The 19,858-nt window shown below is 71.1% G+C and carries 18 protein-coding genes; 11 read left to right on the top strand and 7 right to left on the bottom strand.

The window, feature by feature from the left end; all coding sequences use genetic code 11:
- Positions 1–171: 171 nt before the first annotated feature.
- The 5 genes from ACZ7M3_RS36100 to ACZ7M3_RS36080 all read left to right on the top strand — a co-directional run bounded on the left by ACZ7M3_RS36100 (position 172) and on the right by ACZ7M3_RS36080 (position 5,664).
- Positions 172–1,797, top strand: a complete 1,626-nt coding sequence (locus ACZ7M3_RS36100) for an MFS transporter (protein WP_472068998.1) — start codon at positions 172–174, stop codon at positions 1,795–1,797.
- Positions 1,794–2,423: a hemerythrin domain-containing protein gene (locus ACZ7M3_RS36095; protein ID WP_472068996.1), complete on the top strand. Its 630-nt coding sequence runs from the start codon at positions 1,794–1,796 to the stop codon at positions 2,421–2,423. Before ACZ7M3_RS36100 ends, ACZ7M3_RS36095 begins: the two co-directional genes overlap by 4 nt.
- A gap of 163 nt (positions 2,424–2,586) precedes the next feature.
- Positions 2,587–2,832: a hypothetical protein gene (locus tag ACZ7M3_RS36090; protein ID WP_054234230.1), complete on the top strand. Its 246-nt coding sequence runs from the start codon at positions 2,587–2,589 to the stop codon at positions 2,830–2,832.
- A 3-nt stretch (positions 2,833–2,835) separates the two neighbouring features.
- Positions 2,836–3,213: a toxin Doc gene (locus tag ACZ7M3_RS36085; RefSeq protein WP_075028158.1), complete on the top strand. Its 378-nt coding sequence runs from the start codon at positions 2,836–2,838 to the stop codon at positions 3,211–3,213.
- Positions 3,214–3,756: 543 nt separating this feature from the next.
- On the top strand, positions 3,757–5,664 hold the full coding sequence (locus tag ACZ7M3_RS36080; RefSeq protein ID WP_472068994.1) for an RICIN domain-containing protein: 1,908 nt from the start codon (positions 3,757–3,759) through the stop codon (positions 5,662–5,664).
- 22 nt (positions 5,665–5,686) lie between these two features.
- Here ACZ7M3_RS36080 and ACZ7M3_RS36075 read toward each other — a convergent pair whose 3' ends face one another.
- Both ACZ7M3_RS36075 and ACZ7M3_RS36070 read right to left on the bottom strand, forming a co-directional pair.
- A complete protein-coding gene (locus ACZ7M3_RS36075) occupies positions 5,687–6,706 on the bottom strand; it encodes a 2-hydroxyacid dehydrogenase (RefSeq protein ID WP_450426696.1) in 1,020 nt (339 codons plus the stop codon).
- Entirely contained in the window at positions 6,703–7,872 is a 1,170-nt protein-coding gene (locus tag ACZ7M3_RS36070; RefSeq protein ID WP_472068992.1) for a lactate 2-monooxygenase, read from the bottom strand. The genes ACZ7M3_RS36075 and ACZ7M3_RS36070 overlap by 4 nt, the downstream gene beginning before the upstream one ends.
- 113 nt (positions 7,873–7,985) lie before the next feature.
- Here ACZ7M3_RS36070 and ACZ7M3_RS36065 point away from each other — a divergent pair, with 113 nt between their 5' ends.
- A complete protein-coding gene (locus ACZ7M3_RS36065) occupies positions 7,986–9,173 on the top strand; it encodes a PucR family transcriptional regulator (protein ID WP_472068990.1) in 1,188 nt (395 codons plus the stop codon).
- A 334-nt stretch (positions 9,174–9,507) separates the two neighbouring features.
- On the opposite strand, the gene ACZ7M3_RS36060 is transcribed toward ACZ7M3_RS36065, so the two are convergent.
- From ACZ7M3_RS36060 to ACZ7M3_RS36040, 5 genes are all read right to left on the bottom strand, one after another.
- Entirely contained in the window at positions 9,508–10,176 is a 669-nt protein-coding gene (locus ACZ7M3_RS36060) for a cyclase family protein (RefSeq protein ID WP_393021929.1), read from the bottom strand.
- Positions 10,177–10,262: 86 nt separating this feature from the next.
- On the bottom strand, positions 10,263–11,846 hold the full coding sequence (locus ACZ7M3_RS36055) for a purine-cytosine permease family protein (RefSeq protein ID WP_472068988.1): 1,584 nt from the start codon (positions 11,844–11,846) through the stop codon (positions 10,263–10,265).
- Positions 11,847–12,090: 244 nt separating this feature from the next.
- Complete coding sequence (locus ACZ7M3_RS36050) at positions 12,091–12,537, bottom strand: TIGR03668 family PPOX class F420-dependent oxidoreductase (RefSeq protein WP_472068986.1); 447 nt, start codon at positions 12,535–12,537, stop codon at positions 12,091–12,093.
- A 64-nt stretch (positions 12,538–12,601) separates the two neighbouring features.
- Positions 12,602–13,429 (bottom strand): LLM class F420-dependent oxidoreductase, encoded by an 828-nt coding sequence (locus tag ACZ7M3_RS36045; RefSeq protein WP_355301880.1) that lies wholly within the window; start codon positions 13,427–13,429, stop codon positions 12,602–12,604.
- Between the two features lie 50 nt (positions 13,430–13,479).
- Positions 13,480–14,031 (bottom strand): hypothetical protein, encoded by a 552-nt coding sequence (locus ACZ7M3_RS36040; protein ID WP_067360110.1) that lies wholly within the window; start codon positions 14,029–14,031, stop codon positions 13,480–13,482.
- 309 nt (positions 14,032–14,340) lie between these two features.
- Here ACZ7M3_RS36040 and ACZ7M3_RS36035 point away from each other — a divergent pair, with 309 nt between their 5' ends.
- From ACZ7M3_RS36035 to ACZ7M3_RS36015, 5 genes are all read left to right on the top strand, one after another.
- Positions 14,341–14,820 carry a subtilase-type protease inhibitor gene (locus ACZ7M3_RS36035; RefSeq protein ID WP_067360107.1) on the top strand — a complete coding sequence of 160 codons (480 nt, stop codon included), beginning with the start codon at positions 14,341–14,343 and terminating at the stop codon, positions 14,818–14,820.
- A 377-nt stretch (positions 14,821–15,197) separates the two neighbouring features.
- Positions 15,198–16,052, top strand: coding sequence for an ABC transporter permease (locus ACZ7M3_RS36030; RefSeq protein WP_472069143.1), 855 nt, complete (start codon positions 15,198–15,200; stop codon positions 16,050–16,052).
- On the top strand, positions 16,049–16,936 hold the full coding sequence (locus tag ACZ7M3_RS36025) for a carbohydrate ABC transporter permease (RefSeq protein WP_472068983.1): 888 nt from the start codon (positions 16,049–16,051) through the stop codon (positions 16,934–16,936). Before ACZ7M3_RS36030 ends, ACZ7M3_RS36025 begins: the two co-directional genes overlap by 4 nt.
- Before the next feature lie 29 nt (positions 16,937–16,965).
- Complete coding sequence (locus ACZ7M3_RS36020) at positions 16,966–18,615, top strand: type 2 periplasmic-binding domain-containing protein (RefSeq protein WP_472068981.1); 1,650 nt, start codon at positions 16,966–16,968, stop codon at positions 18,613–18,615.
- Between the two features lie 52 nt (positions 18,616–18,667).
- The gene (locus ACZ7M3_RS36015; RefSeq protein WP_472069141.1) at positions 18,668–19,807 is read left to right on the top strand and encodes a LacI family DNA-binding transcriptional regulator; all 1,140 of its coding nucleotides are present in this window, start codon (positions 18,668–18,670) and stop codon (positions 19,805–19,807) included.
- The last annotated feature ends 51 nt before the right edge of the window (positions 19,808–19,858 follow it).

Genomic DNA, 19,858 nt, shown 5'->3' with positions numbered 1-19,858 from the left:
CTTGCCTCCCTTGGTGCGCTCGCTATTGCGAGGGGAGAAGCGGGCCCGAATGTGACGTCCGGAGGGCGAAATGTGACGTACATCTCACGGGGGCTGCCGGGCGTCACACCGGTCGAAGACCGCGCCCTCTTGAACGCGAGTCCGATGCCTCGACACAAGGAGACAGACACCGTGTTCAAGAAGTGGCACGACAAGTGGCACGGCAACCCATGGGCGATCCTCATCACGCTCTCCCTGGGCTTCTTCATGACCCTGCTCGACCTGACGATCGTGAACATCGCGATCCCCGACATGGGCCAGGACCTCGACGCCTCCCTCGACGAGATCCTGTGGGTCGTCAACGCCTACACCCTCGCCCTGGCCGTCCTGATGATCACCGCGGGCCGCCTCGGCGACCTGCGCGGCAAACGCAACCTGTTCCTCGCGGGCGTCGCCCTGTTCACCCTCGCCAGCCTCGCCTGCGGCCTCGCGCGGAATCCGGCGCAGCTGATCGCGTTCCGCGCGGTCCAGGGCCTGGGCGCGGCGCTGCTCATGCCGCAGACCCTGTCGATCATCGCGGAGGTGTTCCCGGCCGACCGGCGGGGCGCCGCGATGGGCGTCTGGGGCGTGGTCGCGGGCGTCTCCGGCGCCCTCGGCCCGATCATCGGCGGCGCGCTGATCACCCACCTCGACTGGCGGTGGATCTTCTTCGTGAACCTGCCGCTCGGGGTCGTGGTGCTGGGCCTCGCCGCGGCGGTCATCCCCGGTTCACGGCGCACCGTACGCCACCGCTTCGACACCCTGGGCGTGCTGCTCGCCTCGGGAACCCTGTTCTGCCTGGCCTTCGGCCTGACCGAGGGGCAGCGCTACGACTGGAACGCCTGGATCTGGTCGCTGTTCGGCGCGGCGGCACTCCTCTTCGCCGCCTTCCTCGGCCATGAGCGCGGCCAGCAGGGCGACGACCCGCTCGTGCCGTTCTCGCTCTTCAAGGACCGCAACTTCACCCTCATCAACTTCGTGGGCGTCACCGTGTCCTTCGGCGTGGTCGGGATGTTCCTGCCGCTGACGATCTACCTGCAGTCCGTACTGGGCTACAGCGCGCTCAAGTCCGGGCTCGTGCTGCTGCCCCTCGCGCTCGGCTCGTTCGTGACGGCCGGGCCCGCCGGAGTCCTCGCGGACAAGATCGGCGGCAAGTTCATCCTGATGACCGGGCTGCTCGCCTGGACGGCTGCCCTGGTGTGGATCGTGGCCGCGGCGGACGTCGGGTCGAGCTGGACGGCGGTCGCCTTCCCCCTCTTCCTCGCTGGTCTGGGCGCGGGCTGCACCTTCGCGCCGATGGCCACGGAGGTCATGCGCAACGTACCGGCGAAGCTCTCCGGAGCGGCGTCCGGCGTCAACAACGCGCTGCGCCAGGTCGGTTCGGTGCTCGCGGGCGCCGTCGTCGGCGCCGTGCTCCAGACCCGGCTCGCCTCCTCGCTCACCGACCAGGCCCGACAGCGCGCCGGACAACTGCCCGCCGCGTACCGCGAGGGCTTCGTCGGCGGCTTCTCCCAGGCGGGGACCGATGTGAACGCGCGCCAGGCGGCACGGCTGCCGGAGGGCCTACCGCACGACATCGCGGAGCGCATGCGCGCCCTGGGCGCCCAGGTCTTCGGCCACGGCTTCGTGCACGCCATGGGTCCCGCCGTCCTGGTCTCGGCCGCCGTCCTGCTGACCGGCGCGCTCACCTGCCTCGCCGTACGCCGTCACCGCGGCCCGTCGGCCAACCCGCACGCCCTGCCCGTCTACGAACCCGAACTGGAGGAAGCGACCTCATGACCACCGAAGCCGCGGCCGGCACGGTCGACCTCACCGTCATGTACGCAGCCCACGACGCCTTCCGCCGCGACCTGGAACGCCTCGGCGACGCGGCGGCCGACGGCACCGCCTTCACCCCCCAGGTCCGCGCGGGCTGGGACAACTTCAGGCATCAGCTGCACATCCACCACACCGCCGAGGACAGCGACCTGTGGCCGCGCGTGGAGCGCAAGGTCGCGGGCCGTCCCCGGGACGTCGCGCTCCTCGCCGAGATGGAGGCGGAGCACGCCCTCCTCGACCCGCGGCTCACCGCCGTCGACGCGGCCCTGAAGAACCGGTCGGCCGAACTCCCCGCCCTGGTCCGCACGTTGGCATCGACCCTCGACGACCACCTCGCCCACGAGGAGGAGAGTGCTCTGCCGCTCATCCGGGAGGTACTGACGCCCGCGGACTGGGGCGCGTTCACCGGCCGTATCCGTAAGACGCAGGGCGTGCGCGGGGCCGCGCTCTTCGTACCGTGGATCGTCGACGGAGCGCCGCCCGCCGACCGCGCCCGGTTCCTCGGCGCACTGCCGCCGCCCGTACGCGTCCTCAACAAGCTGTTCTGGGAGGCGGGCTACCGCAGGCGCGGGCTGTGGGGGGCCTGAGAGCGCGGAAGCGCCCAGGCGGGGTTCCGCTCCATCCGGCTGTCCGGAGCGGGGCCGCCGCCGAGCGCCCGTACGCGGCCTCGCTGCGGCTCGCGGTACCGCTGCGCATACCTCTTGAGCAGGTGATATTTACGAGTAAGTACCATCGCGGTACCGTGGCGGCATGCCAGCCTTGAATGTGGAGTTCAGTGACCGTGAACTCGAGGACCTCCGGCAGATCGCCAAAGAGCGCGGTACGTCGATGAAGGCCCTGGTGCGCGAGGCGGCCGCGGCCGACATCGTGCGGCACCGGGCGCTGAAGGAGGGCGCGGAGGTGTTCCGCCGCTTCTTCACGGCGCACGCCGACGAGTTCGCGGCCGCCTTCCCCGAGGACGAACCTCCCGGCAGGGGTGAGGGACGGGCCGCCTGAGCGATGGCTCCCGTCATCCATATCGACGTGCCGTGGCTGTTGCAGCGCCACGAAGAGGTGCTGCCCGACCAGCCCACGGTCAACGACTTCTCGGCCCTGGTCGCCGCCGTGGCCCGGCACCGTGTCGACCCGCCCCGCCTCGGAGTCGACTCCGACCCGGCCTGGCGCGCCGCCGCTCTTCTGCACACCCTGGCCCTGCTGAAGCCGCTACCGGCCGCCAACGCCCGTTTCGCCTGTTCGGCGGCGGTGGCGTACATGTTCGTCAGCGGTGTCGGGATCGACCCGCCCTACGGGGCGCTGGTCGACCTCGCCCGGGATCTGATCTCCGGCAAGACCGACGTCTACGGCGCGGCCGACCGGCTGCGCTCCTGGCAGATCTGATACCTGCCGCGCGGCCCCCCTTGCCGCCCCCGAGGCCGCCGGCCGAGGGCGGGAGGATCGGGGCCGGCGGCCGGTTTCGCGCGGGAGAGCCGCCGTCCTGCGCGGGGCCTCCGAGAAGGGCCGGGTTCCAGTGGACTACGGAGCTCCGTGCGCCGGCAGCGTGCGACGGGCTCCGGCGCGAGCGCGCGGTTCACACGGGGCGCGTGAGGTCCCATGGCGTATGAACGTGGTGCCGCGGTGAGGCGCGTGAACGTGGAGCGAGAAATTTCGAAAGCCGGTGCGAGCGACGCGAGTTGGCGCAGTTACTGACTATCTTTCAATATACGGATGTTGCCCAAGTGCCTTGTTGGTCATGAGCGTGTTGTGCGAGGGTGAACTTACCGCGCGGGTCAATGGCCGGGTATGAAATCGGTGTTCAGTATTCCGGGCCGGCGGCCATTTTCCCGGCGCTCCGTCAAAAAGGTGTGCACCAGGCAGGGGCTCCCTTTTCGACGACCAAGGAAATTCTGTGCACCACCTTGCACCGTGGAAGGAACCCGCTCTGTGCCCACCCCCCACCCCCCTCGCCCGTCCTATCCTCCCGGCGGTGCTCCCGGGGAGTCCGACGAAAGCCTCGCCGCGCGGCTGAGCGGCCGGACGGAGGGCGAGGCCACGCAGTCCGTCGCCCTGCTGATGGCGCGGCACTGGCAGCCGACGTACGACTACGCGGCCATCTGCCTCGCCTCTTCCTCGGACGTCGTCTCGATGGTCGCCGCGACCTCCTTCCACTACGCCCTCGACTGCCTGATACGCGGCGAGTCCGGAGCGGCCCTGCGGCCCCGGCTCCTCGTGACCGTGCGGGACACCGTCAACGAGTGGTCCGGCGAGGACCGGATATCCGGCGTTCTGCCGGATTTGAGGAAACCCGCCGGGGGGCGGGGTATGCGGGCGGCGCAGTCCATGACCGCCGAAAATCGGAAGCTCGCCGAGCGCTCTTTCCATGCCTTGCCGCCCCTCGCCCAGTGCCTGCTGTGGCACACCGAGGTCGAGGCCGAGGACATTTCCGTACCGGCCGGTCTGTCGGGCCTGGACGTCGACACCGCGTCGGCGGCCCTGGAGCAGGCTCGTGAGCAATTCCGCCAGGGATGTGTGCGCGCCCACCGGGAACTCGCGCCGAGCAAGGAATGCGGCTTCTACAACCGGCTGCTCGACGTCCCGATTCGTCGTGGGGGCGCCTTGCTGCCGGATGTCCGACAGCATCTGGGGGAGTGCCGCCACTGTCGGCACGCGGCCGAGCAACTCGGTCATTTCGAGGGCGGCTTGGGGATTCTGCTGGCCGAAGCGGTGCTCGGTTGGGGCGCGCGACGCTACCTCGACGCGCGCCCGGGGCGTGTGCGGCAAGCGGCGCGCCCCGAGCAGGGGGCCGCGTTCGGTGGCGGACGGGCGGGCGCCGGCGGAGGCGTGGGTACCGGCGGGCGCGTGGGCACCGGCGGGCGTCCCGGGACCGGTGGGCGTCCTGGGAGTGCCGGCCGGCATCGTCTGCTGGCACAGTTTCCGGCGCCCGGGCGGCTGGCCCAGATCGCCCAGAAGCACTCGAAGGTCCTGCTCACAGGGGCGGGCACGGCCTCGGCGGTGCTGCTCGTGAGCGTGCTCACCATCAGCCTGTGGTCCCACGGCGACGGGGGCGCCGACCCGACCGCCTCCACGGGGGTCGGCAGCAGCCACACCGTCTCGCCCAGCCCGGACGCTCCGGACCCCTCCGCCGGCTCCTCGCCGCCGACCTCGGCGGGACTGCCGACCAGCACCGAGCAGACCCGGCTGCGCAACCTCGCCGCCGATCTCTGTCTCGACATCCGGGGCGGCAAGGCCGAGGTCGGTGCCGAGGCCGAGCTGGCCGTCTGCTCGTCCGCCTGGACCCAGCAGTGGTCGTACGAGAGCGACGGCCTGCTGCGCAGCGTCGCCGACCCCGCGCTGTGCCTGGACTCGCACGCCGACGACGGTGTCGTCGCCCTGGACCACTGCGTCGCGGAGAGCGCCGCGCGGGGCGGCGACGTGCGCTACGACCTCACCGTGCGGGGCGAGTTGCTGTCCCGCTCGCGCGAGGGACTCGCGGTCACGCCCAGTTCCACCGATCCGAACGCCGACATCGTGGTCAAGGACCGGGACGGCTCCGACGCGCAGCGGTGGCGGACCGACTCCGCCTCGGCCGACCCCGGGTCGCTGTCGATCGCGGGGACGGCGAGCGCCTCGACCCGGCCGGTCAGCAAGCCGCCGTCCCCGGAGAATACGGCCGATGAGCCGAGCGCGTCGCCCAGCGAGCCGCCGACGGACGGCCGGGCCGATTCGTCGGCGACCCCTTCGGAGTCCTCCGCCGAGCCCCGTTCCGTGACCGTCGACGACCGCACGAGCGCCCAGCCCGCGCTGCCGCTGACCGCTCAACTCTCCTCCCTGACAGAGGGGTTGGGCCTGTAACGGGCGCGCCGGGCGACAGGACCTAGGACACCACGTCCCGGGGCGGCTTGCCCGCCACGAAGTCGGCGGCGTTCTGGACCGCCGCCAGCGCGATCCGTACGAGCGTCTCGCGCGTGACGCCCGCGACATGCGGCGACAACACCACGTTCGGGGACTTGAGCAACCGCAGGGCCGCGGTGGGCGGTTCGGGGTCGAAGACGTCGATGCCCGCCCCGGCCAGGGTGCCCGCCTCGAGCGCGTCCGCGAGGGCGTCCTGGTCGATCAGGGCGCCCCGCGAGGTGTTGACCACGAACGCGGTCGGCTTGAGGAGCGCGAGCCGCTCGGCGTTCAGCAGATGCCGGGTCTCCTCGGTGAGCGGGGCGTGCAGCGTGACGTAGTCCGACGTGCGCAGCAGTTCGTCGAGTTCGACATGACGGGCGCCGCCGAGCCGTGCCTCGGCCTCCGCGCCGACGGACTGCGGACCGGCGTACACGATGCTCATGTCGAACGCGACCGCGCGCCGGGCGACCTCCTCGCCGATGTGGCCGAGCCCGACGATGCCGAGGGTCTTGCCGGACAGTTCGGTGATGGACCGCTGCAGCCTCGGCAGCGCCCAGTCGGCGTCGACGAGCGCGGTGTGCGCCGGGACCAGCTGCTTGGCGAGGGCCAGCATGAGGGCGAAGGTCTGCTCGGCCACGTTCTGCTTCTCGGCGCCGCTGGAGCCGATGTTGCACACCGGCACCCCCTTGGCGCGGGCGGCGTCCAGATCGACGTAGTCGAAACCGTGGCTCGCGCACTGGACCAGTTCCAAGTCCGGTGCGGCGGCGAGGTGTTCGGCGGTCACCGGGCTGAGACCCGTGATGATGACATGGGCCTCGCGCAGCGCGGCCGGGTCCTCGTCGGTCGTCTCCACGACGGTGACCTTGGCCTCGCCGGGGAAGACGGTGGCGAGCGCGGCACCGGCGGTGCGACCGCCGACGTGGGCCGAGACCACGGCCAGAACGTTCTTCGCCACCGCGGTGACCGTCGTGTCGGGCGTGTCGGGCGTGTGGGTCGTGCTCATGCGGATTCCTCGATCAGGTCGTCGGGGCCGAGGGTGGTGGGGCGGGCGTGCCCGGACAGGGCGAGGGTGAGGTCGAACTCGGCGAGCAGACAGCGGACGACGTGTTCGACGCCCGCCTGTCCGTCCAGACCCAGCCCATAGGCGTACGGGCGTCCGAGGAGAACGGCCTGCGCGCCGAGCGCGAGCGCCTTGAAGACGTCGTCGCCGGTGCGGATGCCGCTGTCGAAGAGGACGGTCAGCCGTTCGCCGACCGCCTCGACCACCCGTGGCAGCGCGTCGGCCGCCGCCACCGACCCCGCCACCTGCCGGCCGCCGTGGTTGGAGACGACCACGCCGTCCATCCCGGCGTCGGCGGCGCGTCGGGCGTCGTCCGGGTGCAGGATGCCCTTGAGGACGATCGGCCCGTCCCAGTTCTCCCGCAGGAACGCGAGATCGGGCCAGGTCTTGCCCGGGTCCGCGAACATGCCGACGAAGTGCAGCACGGCCGCGTTCGGGTCCTCGTGCACCGGCTTGGCCAGACCCGCCTGGAACGCCGGGTCGGAGAAGTAGTTCGCCGTGCCCACACCGTGCAGGAACGGCAGATACGCCTGGTCGAGGTCGCGCGGACGCCAGGCCAGCAGCGGGGTGTCGAGAGTGACGAACAGCGCGGTGAACCCGGCCGCCTTCGCCCGGTCCAGGAAGGACTGGGTGACCTCGCGGTCCTTCGCCCAGTACAGCTGGAACCAGCGCTCCGCCCCGCCCATCGCCTCCGCGACCTGCTCCATGGGCGTGCTGGAGGCCGAGGACAGGATGTACGGGACGCCCTGCGCCGCGGCGGCCCGCGCGGCGGCGGACTCCGCGTCCGGATGCATGATCGACAGCACGCCCACGGGCGCGAGCGCCAGCGGCGCGGGCAGGGCGTGACCCAACACCTCGACGGACAGATCGCGTTCGTGCACGTCGCGCAGCATGCGCGGCACGATCCGGCGCCGGTCGAGGGCGGCCCGGTTGGCCCGGGCGGTGCTCCCGTTGCCCGCGCTGCCCGCCACGTAGCCGACCGGACCGGGCCCGAGTCGCTGCTCGGTGAGCTCCTCCAGCCGGGTCAGATCGGTGGGCAGCCGCGGTACGGCGCCCGTCATTCCGTTCAGATAGATCTCGTACTGGAAGTCGGCCCAATGCTTAGCCATCCGTACGTCCCGCCTCTCGTCCCTGAGACCGCGCTGTACGTCGTCGATCCTGGCGAAGGTGACAAGGGGCGTCCACCGTGGTGCGCACATCGCGCGGCTGGGATCATCACCCTGTGACAAGTCTGCCCGTTGCCGCGAGAGAACACGTCCGGCAGGAGATGGTCGCCGATCCGCGCGTCGTGTCGGCGATCGTCTCGGCCGTCCACGAACAGGTCCCGGTGTACACCGCGCTCGACGACAGCCGGCTGCCGGAGGTACGGGCCATCGCGGCCTGGGGCCTGGAGCGGCTTCTCGACCTGTGGGTCACCGACGGCGCCCTCGAACCGTCGGACCTGCGGCGCCTGCGAGGCATCGCGGCGGCCCGCGCGGCGGACGGGCGGCCCGTGCAGGCGGTGCTGCGGGCCTACCGGGTGGCGGCGACCGTCCTCACCGACGAGGTCGCGGCCCGCGCGCCCCGGCTCGCCGCCGCGGACGCCTTCGCTCTCAGCCGGATGCTGCTGACCGCGCTCGACACCCTCTCCGAGGAGATGACCACGGCGTACGCCGCCACCGACGAGGACCTCGCGGCGGACCGTGACCGGGCGCTTCGGCTGCTGCTCGACGACCTGATCGCCGGGCGGCACGCCTCGGGGGGTGCGCTGAGCGACCGCTCGGCCAGGCTGGGGGTCCAACTACCCGACCCCTACTGTCTGTTGGTGGCCGAGCCGGTGGGCGCGGAGCGACCTGACATGGCGCTCGACGTGGCGACGGGGCTGCTCGAGGCGTTGGCCGTTCCGGGCGTTCCGGGGGACGAGGTGGCCTCGTCCGCGACGGTACGTGGCTCCCGTGCCGTTCTGTTGCTGCCGGCTGCGGCTGCCGCCAGGGCGGGGGCGGTGCTGGGCGCGCGGTCCTGGCGAGGCTGTGCGATCACCGGGGAGAGCCTGGACCGGGTCGCCGTGGCGCACCGGCTCGCCGCCGACGCCCTCGACACGGCGCCCGCCCACGCGCACCGGCAGGGGCGTGTCCTCACGGACGCCGACGCCCATGTCCTCGCCCTGCTCGGCGGGCATCCCGCCGCCGCGCCGGACCAGGTCGCCCGCCTCGTTCTCGGGCCGCTCACCGACCCGGGGCAGCGGCATCTCATGGAGGCGCTGACCGCGTACATCGACGCCGGGTCGGCGAACGCCGCCGCGCGGGTGCTTCACCTGCACGCGCAGTCCCTGCGCTACCGCCTGCGGCGCATCCACGCCCTGACGTCCCGTGATCCCCGCGACCCCTGGCAACGCCTCACCCTGGACATCGCCCGCACGATCAGGCCATAACCTCCCCGCCCCCACCACCCCACCCCTTCAACCCCGCCCCCCACGGGGCTGTGCCCCTGGATCCTCACGGGGCTGCGCCCCTGGATCCTCACGGGGCTGCGCCCCTGGATCCTCACGGGGCTGCGCCCCTGGATCCTCACGGGGCTGCGCCCCTGGATTCCCTGCGGGGAGGGGCGCGGGGAACTGCGCGAACGGCCCCCACCGGCCCGCGGCCAAACGAATTCGGGCGGGCCGGTATCCGGGGCGAAGCCCCGCCCGGGGGGCGCGGGGAACTGCGCGACCAGCCTCCACCCCCCACCTCCCGGTACCCGACGAACACACCCCCAGGTAGGGACTACCGCGCGCGGGCCGTGATGCGGGCCGTCGCCCGGACCGGGCCCCCGTCGGCCCCGGCGAGGCGCACGGGGAACAGGAACACCTCCGCCGAACACCCCGCGGCCTGCGCGTCCGCGACGCCTCCGAGCCCGGTCAGGTTCTCGGCGATCACACCCCCCGCTCCGCACAGCACACGGTGGGAGGGCAGATCCACGGGACCGGTCGGATCGACGCTCAGCGCGTCGATCCCGACGGTGAGGACCCCCGTCGCGACCACGGCCTCCGCCGCCTCGGGCGTCAGCCAGGGATGGGCGAGGTAGTCCTCGGTTCCCCAGTACCGCGACCACCCGGTGGCCAGCAGCAGGATCGACCCGGGCCGCAGCAGACCGAGGGCAGGGGCGAGCAGGTCAGGAGTGATCGGCGCCCGCGCAGGCAACCCACGGACGTCGGCGACGACCGCCGGCCCCGCGAACCGCTCCAGCGGCAGATCGTCCAACGTGGGCCACGCCTCGTCCACGTGGTACGGCGCGTCGACATGCGTACCGGACTGCGACCCCATGTGCAGCCGAAGGACGTTCACTCCGTGCTCGGCGACCCGCAACGCCCTGGAGACCTCCACCTCCGGGTCACCGGGATAGACGGGCATCCCGGTGACCACGGGCACGGACAGGTCGAGCCAGCTCTCCATCAGTTCTCCACCAGCCAGTTCTCCATGAACCAGATCTCCATGAACCAGTTCTCCATCAGCTCGCCGACCAGTTCTCCGTCGGCGCATCAACTGCCGTCGACGGCGAGAACCGCGGGCGTGCCCTCGCTCTCCGCCCCGGGACCGGTGATCGGCGGCACCGGCACGTCGACGGTACGGGCCAGCCGCGGGCCCTCGGGCCCGTACACCGCCCGCGGCTCGGGGAACAGTCGCAGCATCGCCAGATACAGCACGGCGGCGACGGCCAGCGACAGCGGCAGGCTGATGTCGATGCCGTTCGCGAGGTCACCCAGCGGTCCGACGAACTGGCCGGGGATGTTGGTGAACAGCACACCGACCACCGCGGCCACCCACCAGGCCGTCATGCCCCGCCAGTTCCAGCCGTGTGTGAACCAGTAACGGCCGCCGCGCTGACGGCGGTTGAAGACCTGGAGCGCGTCCGGGTCGTACCAACCGCGCCGGGTGTAGAACCCGAGGATCATCACGACCATCCAGGGCGTGGTGCAGGTGATGATCATCGTCGCGAACGTCGAGATGGACTGCACCAGGTCGAAGCCGAAGCGGCCGATGAAGATGAACGCGATCGACAGGACGCCGACCAGGATCGTCGCCTGGACCCGGGACAGCCGCGGGAACACCGACGAGAAGTCGAGCCCGGTGCCGTACAGCGACGTCGTGCCGGTCGACATGCCGCCGATCAGGGCGAGCAGACACACCGGCAAGAAGAACCAGCTCGGCGAGATGGCCAGCAGGCCGCCGACGAAGTCGGGGGCCGCCGGGTCGACGTACTTCGGGGCCTTGGTCGCGATGATGCTCGCGGTCGCGAGCCCGAACACGAACGGCAGCAGGGTGGCGATCTGGGACAGGAACGCGGCACCGACGACCTTGCGGCGCGGCGCGTTCGCCGGGATGTAACGCGACCAGTCGCCGAGGAACGCGCCGAAGGACACCGGGTTCGACAGCACGATCAGCGCCGAGCCGATGAAGGAGGGCCAGAACAGCGCCTGCGTAGCGGAGTCGGCCGAGGCCGTGAAGACTCCGGCGTACGAGGGATCGAAGTCACCGGCGAAGGCGATCGCGCCGAGCAGGAACAGCACGGTCGCCGAGGTCACCGCGATCTTGTTGACGAACAGCATGAACCGGAACCCGTACACGCACACCGCGAGCACCAGGCAGCCGAAGAGCGCGTACGCGACCACGTACGACAGATTGCTGCGCTCCAGGCCGAACAGCCGGTGCGCGCCGCCGACCAGGGCGTCGCCGGAGCTCCACACCGAGATCGAGAAGAACGCCACGGCCGTGAGCAGCGACAGGAACGAGCCGACGACCCGGCCGTGCACTCCGAGGTGCGCGGAGGAGGCGACCGCGTTGTTGGTGCCGTTGACCGGGCCGAACATCGCCATCGGGCACAGGATCAGCGCCCCGATGACGACTCCGAGGAGGGTGGCCGCGAGCCCCTGCCAGAAGGAGAGGCCGAAGAGGATGGGGAAGGCCCCGAGGACGCAGGTGGAGAAGGTGTTCGCACCGCCGAAGGCGACTCTGAACAGGTCGAGCGGCGACGCGGTGCGGTCCGCGTCGGGGATGCGCTCGACGCCGTAGGTCTCCACCTCGGTGAGAGACGGCGACGGCGTGGCGGGGGAGTTCTCGGACAAGGGTGCTCCAGCGAAGTGCCTGTGCCCGGAAGTGGGCGGTGGAGCGCGTGGTGGCGCGAGGGGAGGACGGCCCCGTGGTCGCCGCGAGGGTGTGCGGCGGCGGATGCCGTCCTTGGCAGGTCTGCCGACGCTAAGGCTGGGCCGGAGACCTGCGCCAGCAGGCAAAACATCCATCTTCCGTGCCCGGGGTGGAGCATTCGTCCAGTCCAGCGTTGGTTTGTGGCGGGAGGTGCCGGGCGGTGGCTCAGCGCTCCGGGCCGGGCTCCGGTGTGGCGCGCCAGCCGTGCCAGCGGTGGACGGTGACGGCGATCACCGGGCCGTCCGGCGGCCGCTGCCGGTACTGCGCGTACTTCTCGCGCAGCAGGTCGATCGCCGCCGTGTACTCGTCCTGTGTGCCGGGCGGCAGGACCCGGGCGTCGCCGTCCGCCCGTACCCACCACAGCTGTTCCCAGTCCTCGTCGTAGGCATCGACGAGCAGGCACACGGCGGGGTGGGCGGCGATGTTGCGCAGTCGCCGCAGCCGCCGCGACTTTTTCGGTTTGTGGTCGACCGCGGTGACGATCTCGCCGCCGCGCGCCGCGAAGACGAGGGGCACGAGGTGCGGGCGCCCCTCGGCGTCCACCGTGGCCAGGCGCGCCACCCGTGCCGCCACGAACCGGCGGCGCGCCTCCTCCTCGTCCATGTCCGGCACGGTGAGCTCCGATTCCCCGGCGGCGGGAACGCGGTGGGCTCGCGATCCCCGGCGGCCGGAAGCGTCAGCGGTGGGCGGACACGGCCTCGGCCAGCTCGTCGAGCGTGCGCAGTGTCTCGTCCTCCGGCTGGGTCGGCAGATACAGCAGCACGCGGTCGACGCCGAGTTCCGCGTAGGTGTCGAGTGACTCCCGGTCGTCCCCGCCCGCGTAGACCACGACGGCCGGCCGGTCACCGGCCGTCTTGCGCATCTGTTCGATGCGCGCGCCCAGTTCCTCGGGCGGTACGGCGCTGGGCAGCCACGCCGAACCGTACTCGGCGACGCGGGCGAAGGTGCGCTCGCTGTTGCCCCCGACCCAGATGGGCGGGTGCGGCCGCTGGACCGGCTTGGGCCAGGCGTAGACCGGTGCGAAGTCGACGAAGTCGCCGTGGAACTCGGCCTCGTCCTTCGTCCACAGTTCGATCATGGCGCGAATACGCTCGTCCATCAGCCGGCCGCGGGAGGCCGGATCCGTGCCGTGGTTGCGCATCTCCTCCCGGTTCCAGCCGGCCCCGACACCGAACACGGCACGGCCGCCGGAGATCAGGTCGAGGGAGGCGATCTCCTTCGCGGTGGTGATCGGATCGCGCTGGACCACCAGAGCGATCCCCGTGCCCAGGAGCAGGTCCCGGGTCACGGAGGCAGCGGCGGCGAGCGCCACGAACGGATCGAGCGTGCGGTAGTAGACACGGGGCAGTTCGCCGCCGCCCGGATACGGCGTCTCCCGGCTCACCGGGATGTGCGAGTGCTCGGCCAGCAGCAGTGTGTCGAACCCGCGCTCTTCCAGAGCGGGGCCCAGGGCCCTGGGGCCGATGCCCTCGTCGGTGATGAACGTCGACACTCCGAACTTCATCCGCGACCACCTCGTCTTGTCGGCTGTTGCTGCCAGTGTGACGTGGGAGGTCACTCCTCGTCAGGTGTGGCGTCCCGCGGCGTGGCGTCCGGACCCTGGGCCCGGACCCGCTGCACATGTTCCAGCGAGTCGCGCAGTTCCGTCAGCCAGTCGTCGGCGTGACGCTGGACGAGGCGGACACACCAGGCGAGGGCGTCGCTGCGGCTGCGCGCGACCCCGGCGGCGATGAGGGTGTCGAGGACCTGGCGCTCGGGCTGGCGCAGCCGGGTCATGACGGGCGCGGCGATGTGGGTGAACAGGGCGCGCTCGCCCCCGCACTCCACGCCCCAGGAGACCTTCTTGCCGAACCGGTGCTCGGCTTCCCGGGCCACCGCGACCCGGTCGTCGCGGGTGCGCTCGCGGAATTCCTGGATACGGGCCTGGGCGGCCGCCTCCTTCTCGGCGTCCGAGGCCCCCTCGGCGAGCCCGGGCTCGGGGATACGGCCGACGACGGTGATCTCCTCCCGGTCGACCGTCACCTCCACCAGGCTCTCGAAGAGATCGTCGGGCAGGCGGCCGGCGAACCAGCCGCGCAGCTTCTCGTGCTGCTCTGAAGTAATCATGTAATGACGATTACTCCATTGCGCAGAAGAAGCAAGGGGGTCCGCCGGAGGCTGAACCGGAATGTTTCAGGCCTATTGCAGAGCCGGGGGAATCCGGCCAGGAGGGTGCCCTTGGCGATCAACAACCCCTCAGTTCCGGGGCTTGAACGTTCGAATTTCGTAACTTCACGCCACTGATTCAATACTCAAGGTTACCGAAACGCATGGGGTCGATGTGTGTTTCCGGTCCGGACTCGGCAGACTCGCGCTCGCCGCACCGGCACCCAACCGAGCCGGTACTGCATTCAATCGAGCGGAAGGATGCACACAATGCCGAACACCGCGCGCTGGGCAGCGACTCTCACCCTCACGGCCGCTGCCGTCTGCGGCCCCTTCGGGGGGTCCGCCCTCGCCACCCCGGCCCACGCGACCCAGACGGTCACGAGTCAGGCCCACGCCACGCCGGCCCTCGCCCCCTCAGGGCTCTACGCCCCCTCGGCCCTGGTGCTCACCATGGGCCACGGAGAGACCGCCGCCACCGTCACCCCGGAGCGCGCGGTCACGCTGAACTGCGCCCCGACCCCCTCCGGCACCCACCCCGCCGCCTACGACGCCTGCGGCGAACTCCGGGCGGTGAACGGCGACTTGGACGCCCTGACTCTGAGAGACGGCGCACTGTGTACGCGGCAGTTCGATCCGGTGGTCGTCACCGTCGAGGGCGTCTGGCGCGGCAAGCGCGTCTCGTACGAACGGACCTTCGCCAACGAGTGCGTGAAGAACTCCTACGGGACGAGCTTCTTCACGTTCTGAGAGACCGGGATCGCGCGGCCTTCGTGAGCGTCGAGCGGGGTCAGTAGGTGGGGAGTGCGCGCCCCGAAGCACGGAGTACGACGCGATCTCGCATCGGGGGTCGGTCAGGCGGAGTGGGGCCGCCGGCCGGCCCCCGACATCTGTCTGCCCCGGCTCGGTGCGCTCAACTCGTAGTTGTGTCAGAAGTGTTGACCCCGCATTGGAAACGTTTTAATTTCCCCTCACCCGACAGTCCCAGGTGAGGAGGCGCCGTGGCCGCAGTGTTACGGGATCACGCAGGTACGGAGGCGGTGGACCCTTCGCCCCGCCCTCCGATCGAGGCCCGTCGCGGCTTGAAACGCTTTCAGAAACGTGGCAACAGGGCGCTGTTCCTGCTCATGCTCCCCGGGCTCGCCTACTTCCTGGTGTTCCACTACGGCGCCCTGCTCGGCAACGTCATCGCGTTCAAGGACTACGTGCCGTTCGACGGCGTCTGGGGCAGCCGTTGGGTGGGCCTCGACAACTTCCGGCGCATGTTCGAGGACGGCGAGTTCTGGGACGCGGTCCTCAACACCCTCTGGATCGCGGTCCTGCAGATCGTCTTCTACTTTCCCGTCCCGCTCGCCCTCGCCCTGCTGCTGCACAGCCTCACCCGCAGCAGCATCCGCCGCTTCGTGCAGTCGGTGGCCTACCTGCCGCACTTCATCTCGTGGGTGATCGTCGTCGCCCTGTTCCAGCAGGTCCTGGGCGACACGGGCATGGTGAACAGCTATCTCGGCGACGCCGGCCTGCACACCGTGGACATCATCGGCAATCCCGACGCCTTCAAACCGCTCGTCGTCGCCCAGGTCACCTGGAAGGACGCAGGCTGGGGCACGATCATCTTCCTCGCCGCGCTCTCCCAGGTCGACGAGCAGCAGTACGAGGCCGCGGCCATCGACGGCGCGGGCCCCTGGCGCCGCTTCTGGCACGTCACCCTGCCCGCCATCCGCGCGGTGATCGTGCTGCTGCTCATCATGCGGCTCGGCGACATCCTCTCGGCCGGCTTCGAGCAGATGCTGCTCCAGCGGGATGCCGTCGGCCCGCAGGCCGCCGAGATCATCGACACCTTCGTCTACTACCAGGGCATCGTCGGCGGCGACTACGGATTCGCCGCCGCCGCGGGCCTGTTCAAGGGTGTCGTCGGCGCCCTGCTCGTCTACGCGGCCAACAAGGTCGCCCACCGCCTCGGCGAACAGGGGGTCTACCGGTGAGCACCCATGCCCGGCCCGGCTGGATGGAGAAGCCGAAGCCCGCGACCCAGGCCGCCAAGGCCGTCGCCCTCGCCGCCGTCGTCCTGCTGGTGTGCGTGCCTTTCCTCGTCATCCTCTCCACCTCGCTCGCCTCCCAGCGGGAGGTCGTCGCGAACGGCGGCTGGGTGCTCTGGCCCCAGCACCCCACCCTCAAGGCCTACCGCGACATCCTCGACGGCGGCATCGTCACCCATGCCCTCGGCGTCAGCGCGGGCGTCACCCTCGTCGGCACCCTGCTCAGCCTCGTCTGCACCGTCACCCTCGCCTACGCGCTGTCGCGTCCCGGCGTCTTCGGCGGCAAACCGGTCCTGCTCCTGATCCTGTTCACCTTCCTCTTCCCCCCGGGCATGATCCCCGGCTTCCTGCTGGTCAAGGAGCTGGGCATGCTCGATTCGTACAGCTCGCTGATCCTGCCCGTTCTCGTGAACGTGTTCAACCTCGTCGTCCTGCGCGGCTTCTTCCAGGCGATCCCGGAGGAGCTGTACGAGGCCGCGCGGCTGGACGGGGCGGGAGACTGGCGGGTGCTGTGGTCGGTCGTACTGCCCCTGTCGAAGGCGGCCCTCGCCGTCGTCGGACTGTTCTACGCGGTGGCGTACTGGAACTCCTGGTTCTACGCCTCCCTGTATCTGGAGAGCGACCACTGGCCGCTCCAACAGGTGCTGCGCACCTACGTGGTGGCCGGTTCCGGGCTCACCGACACGACGGGCGGCGAGGGCACGGTCAACGCGCCGCAGACCGTGCAGATGGCGGTCCTGGTGATCGCCACCGTACCGATCCTGCTCGTCTATCCCTTCCTCCAGAAGTACTTCACCAAGGGCGTGCTCACCGGCGCCGTCAAGAGCTGACTCCGTCCACCAGGAAAGGTCGGTTTCCCATGCCCTCCCTGTCCCGGCGCACCCTGCTGCGCTCGATGGCCGTCGGCGGCGCCGCGCTCGCCGCGCCCGGCGCACTGGCCGCCTGCTCGACCAGCTCGGGTGACGGCGACGTCTCCAACGCGGGCAAAAAGCTGGCCCCTTGGCCCGCGTACAAGGCGTTCGCCGGCCCGAAGCCCGACCTCGCTCCCACCGACGCCGGGGTCCAGGCCGGATACACGGCCTACCCCGGCGACCTGGTCACGGCCGTCTCGGGCACACCGGGCGACGGCTCCACCGTCAAGGTCATGTCCGTGACCTTCGGTACGCCGCCCAAGCCGGCCGCCGCGAACCGGTTCTGGGCGGCGGTCGAGAAGGCGCTCGGCGTGAAGATCGAATACACGATCATCTCTCAGACCGACTACCAGAAGAAGATGGCCACGGTGATGGCCGGTGACCCGGGCGAACTGCCCGACATCATCAACGTCTTCTCCGGCTTCGTGCTGCCCCGCGAGGCCCAGTTCGTGCAGCGCAGGGCGGAGGACCTCACCCCGTACCTGTCCGGCGAGGCGATCGCGGACTATCCCAACCTCGCCAACATCCCCACCCACGCCTGGCGCGACATGGGCCGCGTCGGCGGCCGGATCTACGGCATCCCCCTGGAACGCCCGCTGCCGGGCTCCACCCTCTGGCTCAACCAGGCCTTCTTCACCGACGCGGGGTTGAAGGAGGGCTGGACCTCCCAGGACTTCGCCGCCGTCGCCAAGAAGGGAACCAGCGGAAAGAAGTACGCGCTCGGGGCCGCGACCGGCTCGCTGTTCGGCAACGCGGTGCACTCCGCCGCGCACACCGCGCCACAGGGCTGGGCCGTGGACAAGGACGGCACGTTCCACGCGAACTACGGCGACGAACGCTACAAGGCGGCGGTCGCCTATCAGGCACAGCTCCGCAAGAACGGCTCCTACCACCCCGACGCCACCTCCCTCTCCCAGCCGGACCTGAGCACGCTCTTCCTCAACGGCACCGTCGGCTCCATGCAGGACGGATTCGGCGGGTACCTCCCCAAGTACCTCGACTCCAAAGGCCTGTTGACCCCTGCCGCCGCGCTGCCGTACAGCGTGGACGGGACACCCGGCGGGATCGTCGCCGGCCGCCGCTCCTTCGGCTACACCATCCTGAAGAAGGCGAAGAAGGAACGCGTCGAGCTTCTCCTGCGCGTCCTGAACTACCTCGCCGCGCCCTTCGGCAGCAAGGAGTGGGAACTCGTCCACTACGGCGTCGAGGGCACCCACTTCACCCGCGGCACGGACGGCTCGCCCGAGGCCACCAAGCTCGGGGACGTCGAGAACAACACCAACCTGCCGCTGAAGTACCTCGCCGAGGGGCCCCAGGTGCTGTTCGTGCCGGGCATGCCCGAGGCCGTACGCGCCCTGCACGCCTGGCAGGTGAAGGTGGTCCCGGTGGCGATCCGCAACGCGTCCTTCGGGTTGCAGTCCAGCACGTACACAGCCCAGGGCACCACGCTCAGGGCGCTGATGGACGACACCGTCACCGGCGTCATCGCGGGCCGCCTGCCGCTGTCCGAGCTCGACGCGGCCGCGAGGAAATGGCGCGATCGAGGCGGCGACAGAATGGCCGAGGAGTTCTCGAAGGACTACGCCGCCAACACCTGAGGCGGCGGAGCCGGTCGAAGGAGAGACGCGGGGGATGGGGATGGGGAACGGCATGACGTCGAAGGGGCGGGTCACGATCCGCGAGGTGGCCGAGCGGGCCGGGGTGTCCATGGCCACGGTCTCGCGCGTGCTCAGCGGCAACCACCCGGTGCCCGCGTCCACCAGGGCCCGGGTGCTGCGCGCCGCCCGCGACCTCGACTACGTCGCCAACGCGCACGCCCGCGCCCTGGTCGGCGGCGGCCGCAAGATGGTCGCCGTCGTCCTGCGCCAGGTCACCAGCCCCTTCTACGCCCAGGTCGCCGAGGGCGTGGAGGCGGAGGCCGCCGCCCGCGGCTGGCTCTGCCTGGTCGGCACCACGGGCGGTGACCCGGGGCGCGAGCTGGAGTTCGTCCAGCTGATGCGCGAGGAGGGGGCGGGGCTGGTGATCCTGGTCGGCGGAGTCGTCGAGGACGACGCCTACCGCGAGCGCGTCGCGCACTACGCCCAGGCCCTCGCCTCGTCCGGCGCGCGGCTCGTCCTGTGCGGGAGGCCCGCGCCGGATCCCGACATCCCGGCACTCGTCGTCGAGTTCGACAACGAGGCCGGGGCACGCGCGATCACCGGCCACCTGCTCTCGGCCGGCCACCGCAGGATCGTCTTCCTCGGCGGCCTGCCCGGCAACACGGCCCTCGACGCCCGCGTCGCCGGATACCGGGCCGCACTCGCCGAACACGGCCTGGGCCCCGAGGCCGCCCACGTCGTCGACTGCGGCCTGGGCCGGGCGGCGGGCCACCGCGCGATGACGGAACTGCTCAAGGCGGGCGGGGACCTGGGCCCCGGTGACACCGCCACCCCGGACGCCGACACCCTCGACACCGCCACCCCGGGTACCGCCACCCCGGACGCCGGCCCCGCGCGCTTCACCGCGGTCTTCGCCGGGGACGACATGGTCGCCGCCGGAGCCCTGCGGGCCATCGCCGACGCCGGGCTGCGCGTGCCCCAGGACATCTCGGTGGTCGGCTACAACGACATCCCGCTCGCCGAGGACTTCAACCCCCCGCTCACCACCGTCCGCACCCCCGCCGAGGAACTCGGCCGCGCCGCCGTCCGCATCGCCCTGCGCGACCCCGAACACGCAGCGGGCGCCCACCACTTGCTCGGCACCCACATCGTCGTGCGCGACAGCGTCCAGCCGCCCCCGCCGGTCCCCTAGGGCCTGTGCGGAGTTGTGATCTGGGCTCGCGGGGCGTGGCACGCACGCTCG

The sequence above is a fragment of the Streptomyces sp. NPDC111656 genome (assembly GCF_055656965.1).
Note: the sequence above shows the minus strand (reverse complement) of the source record. Positions and strands in the feature narration are given on the sequence as shown.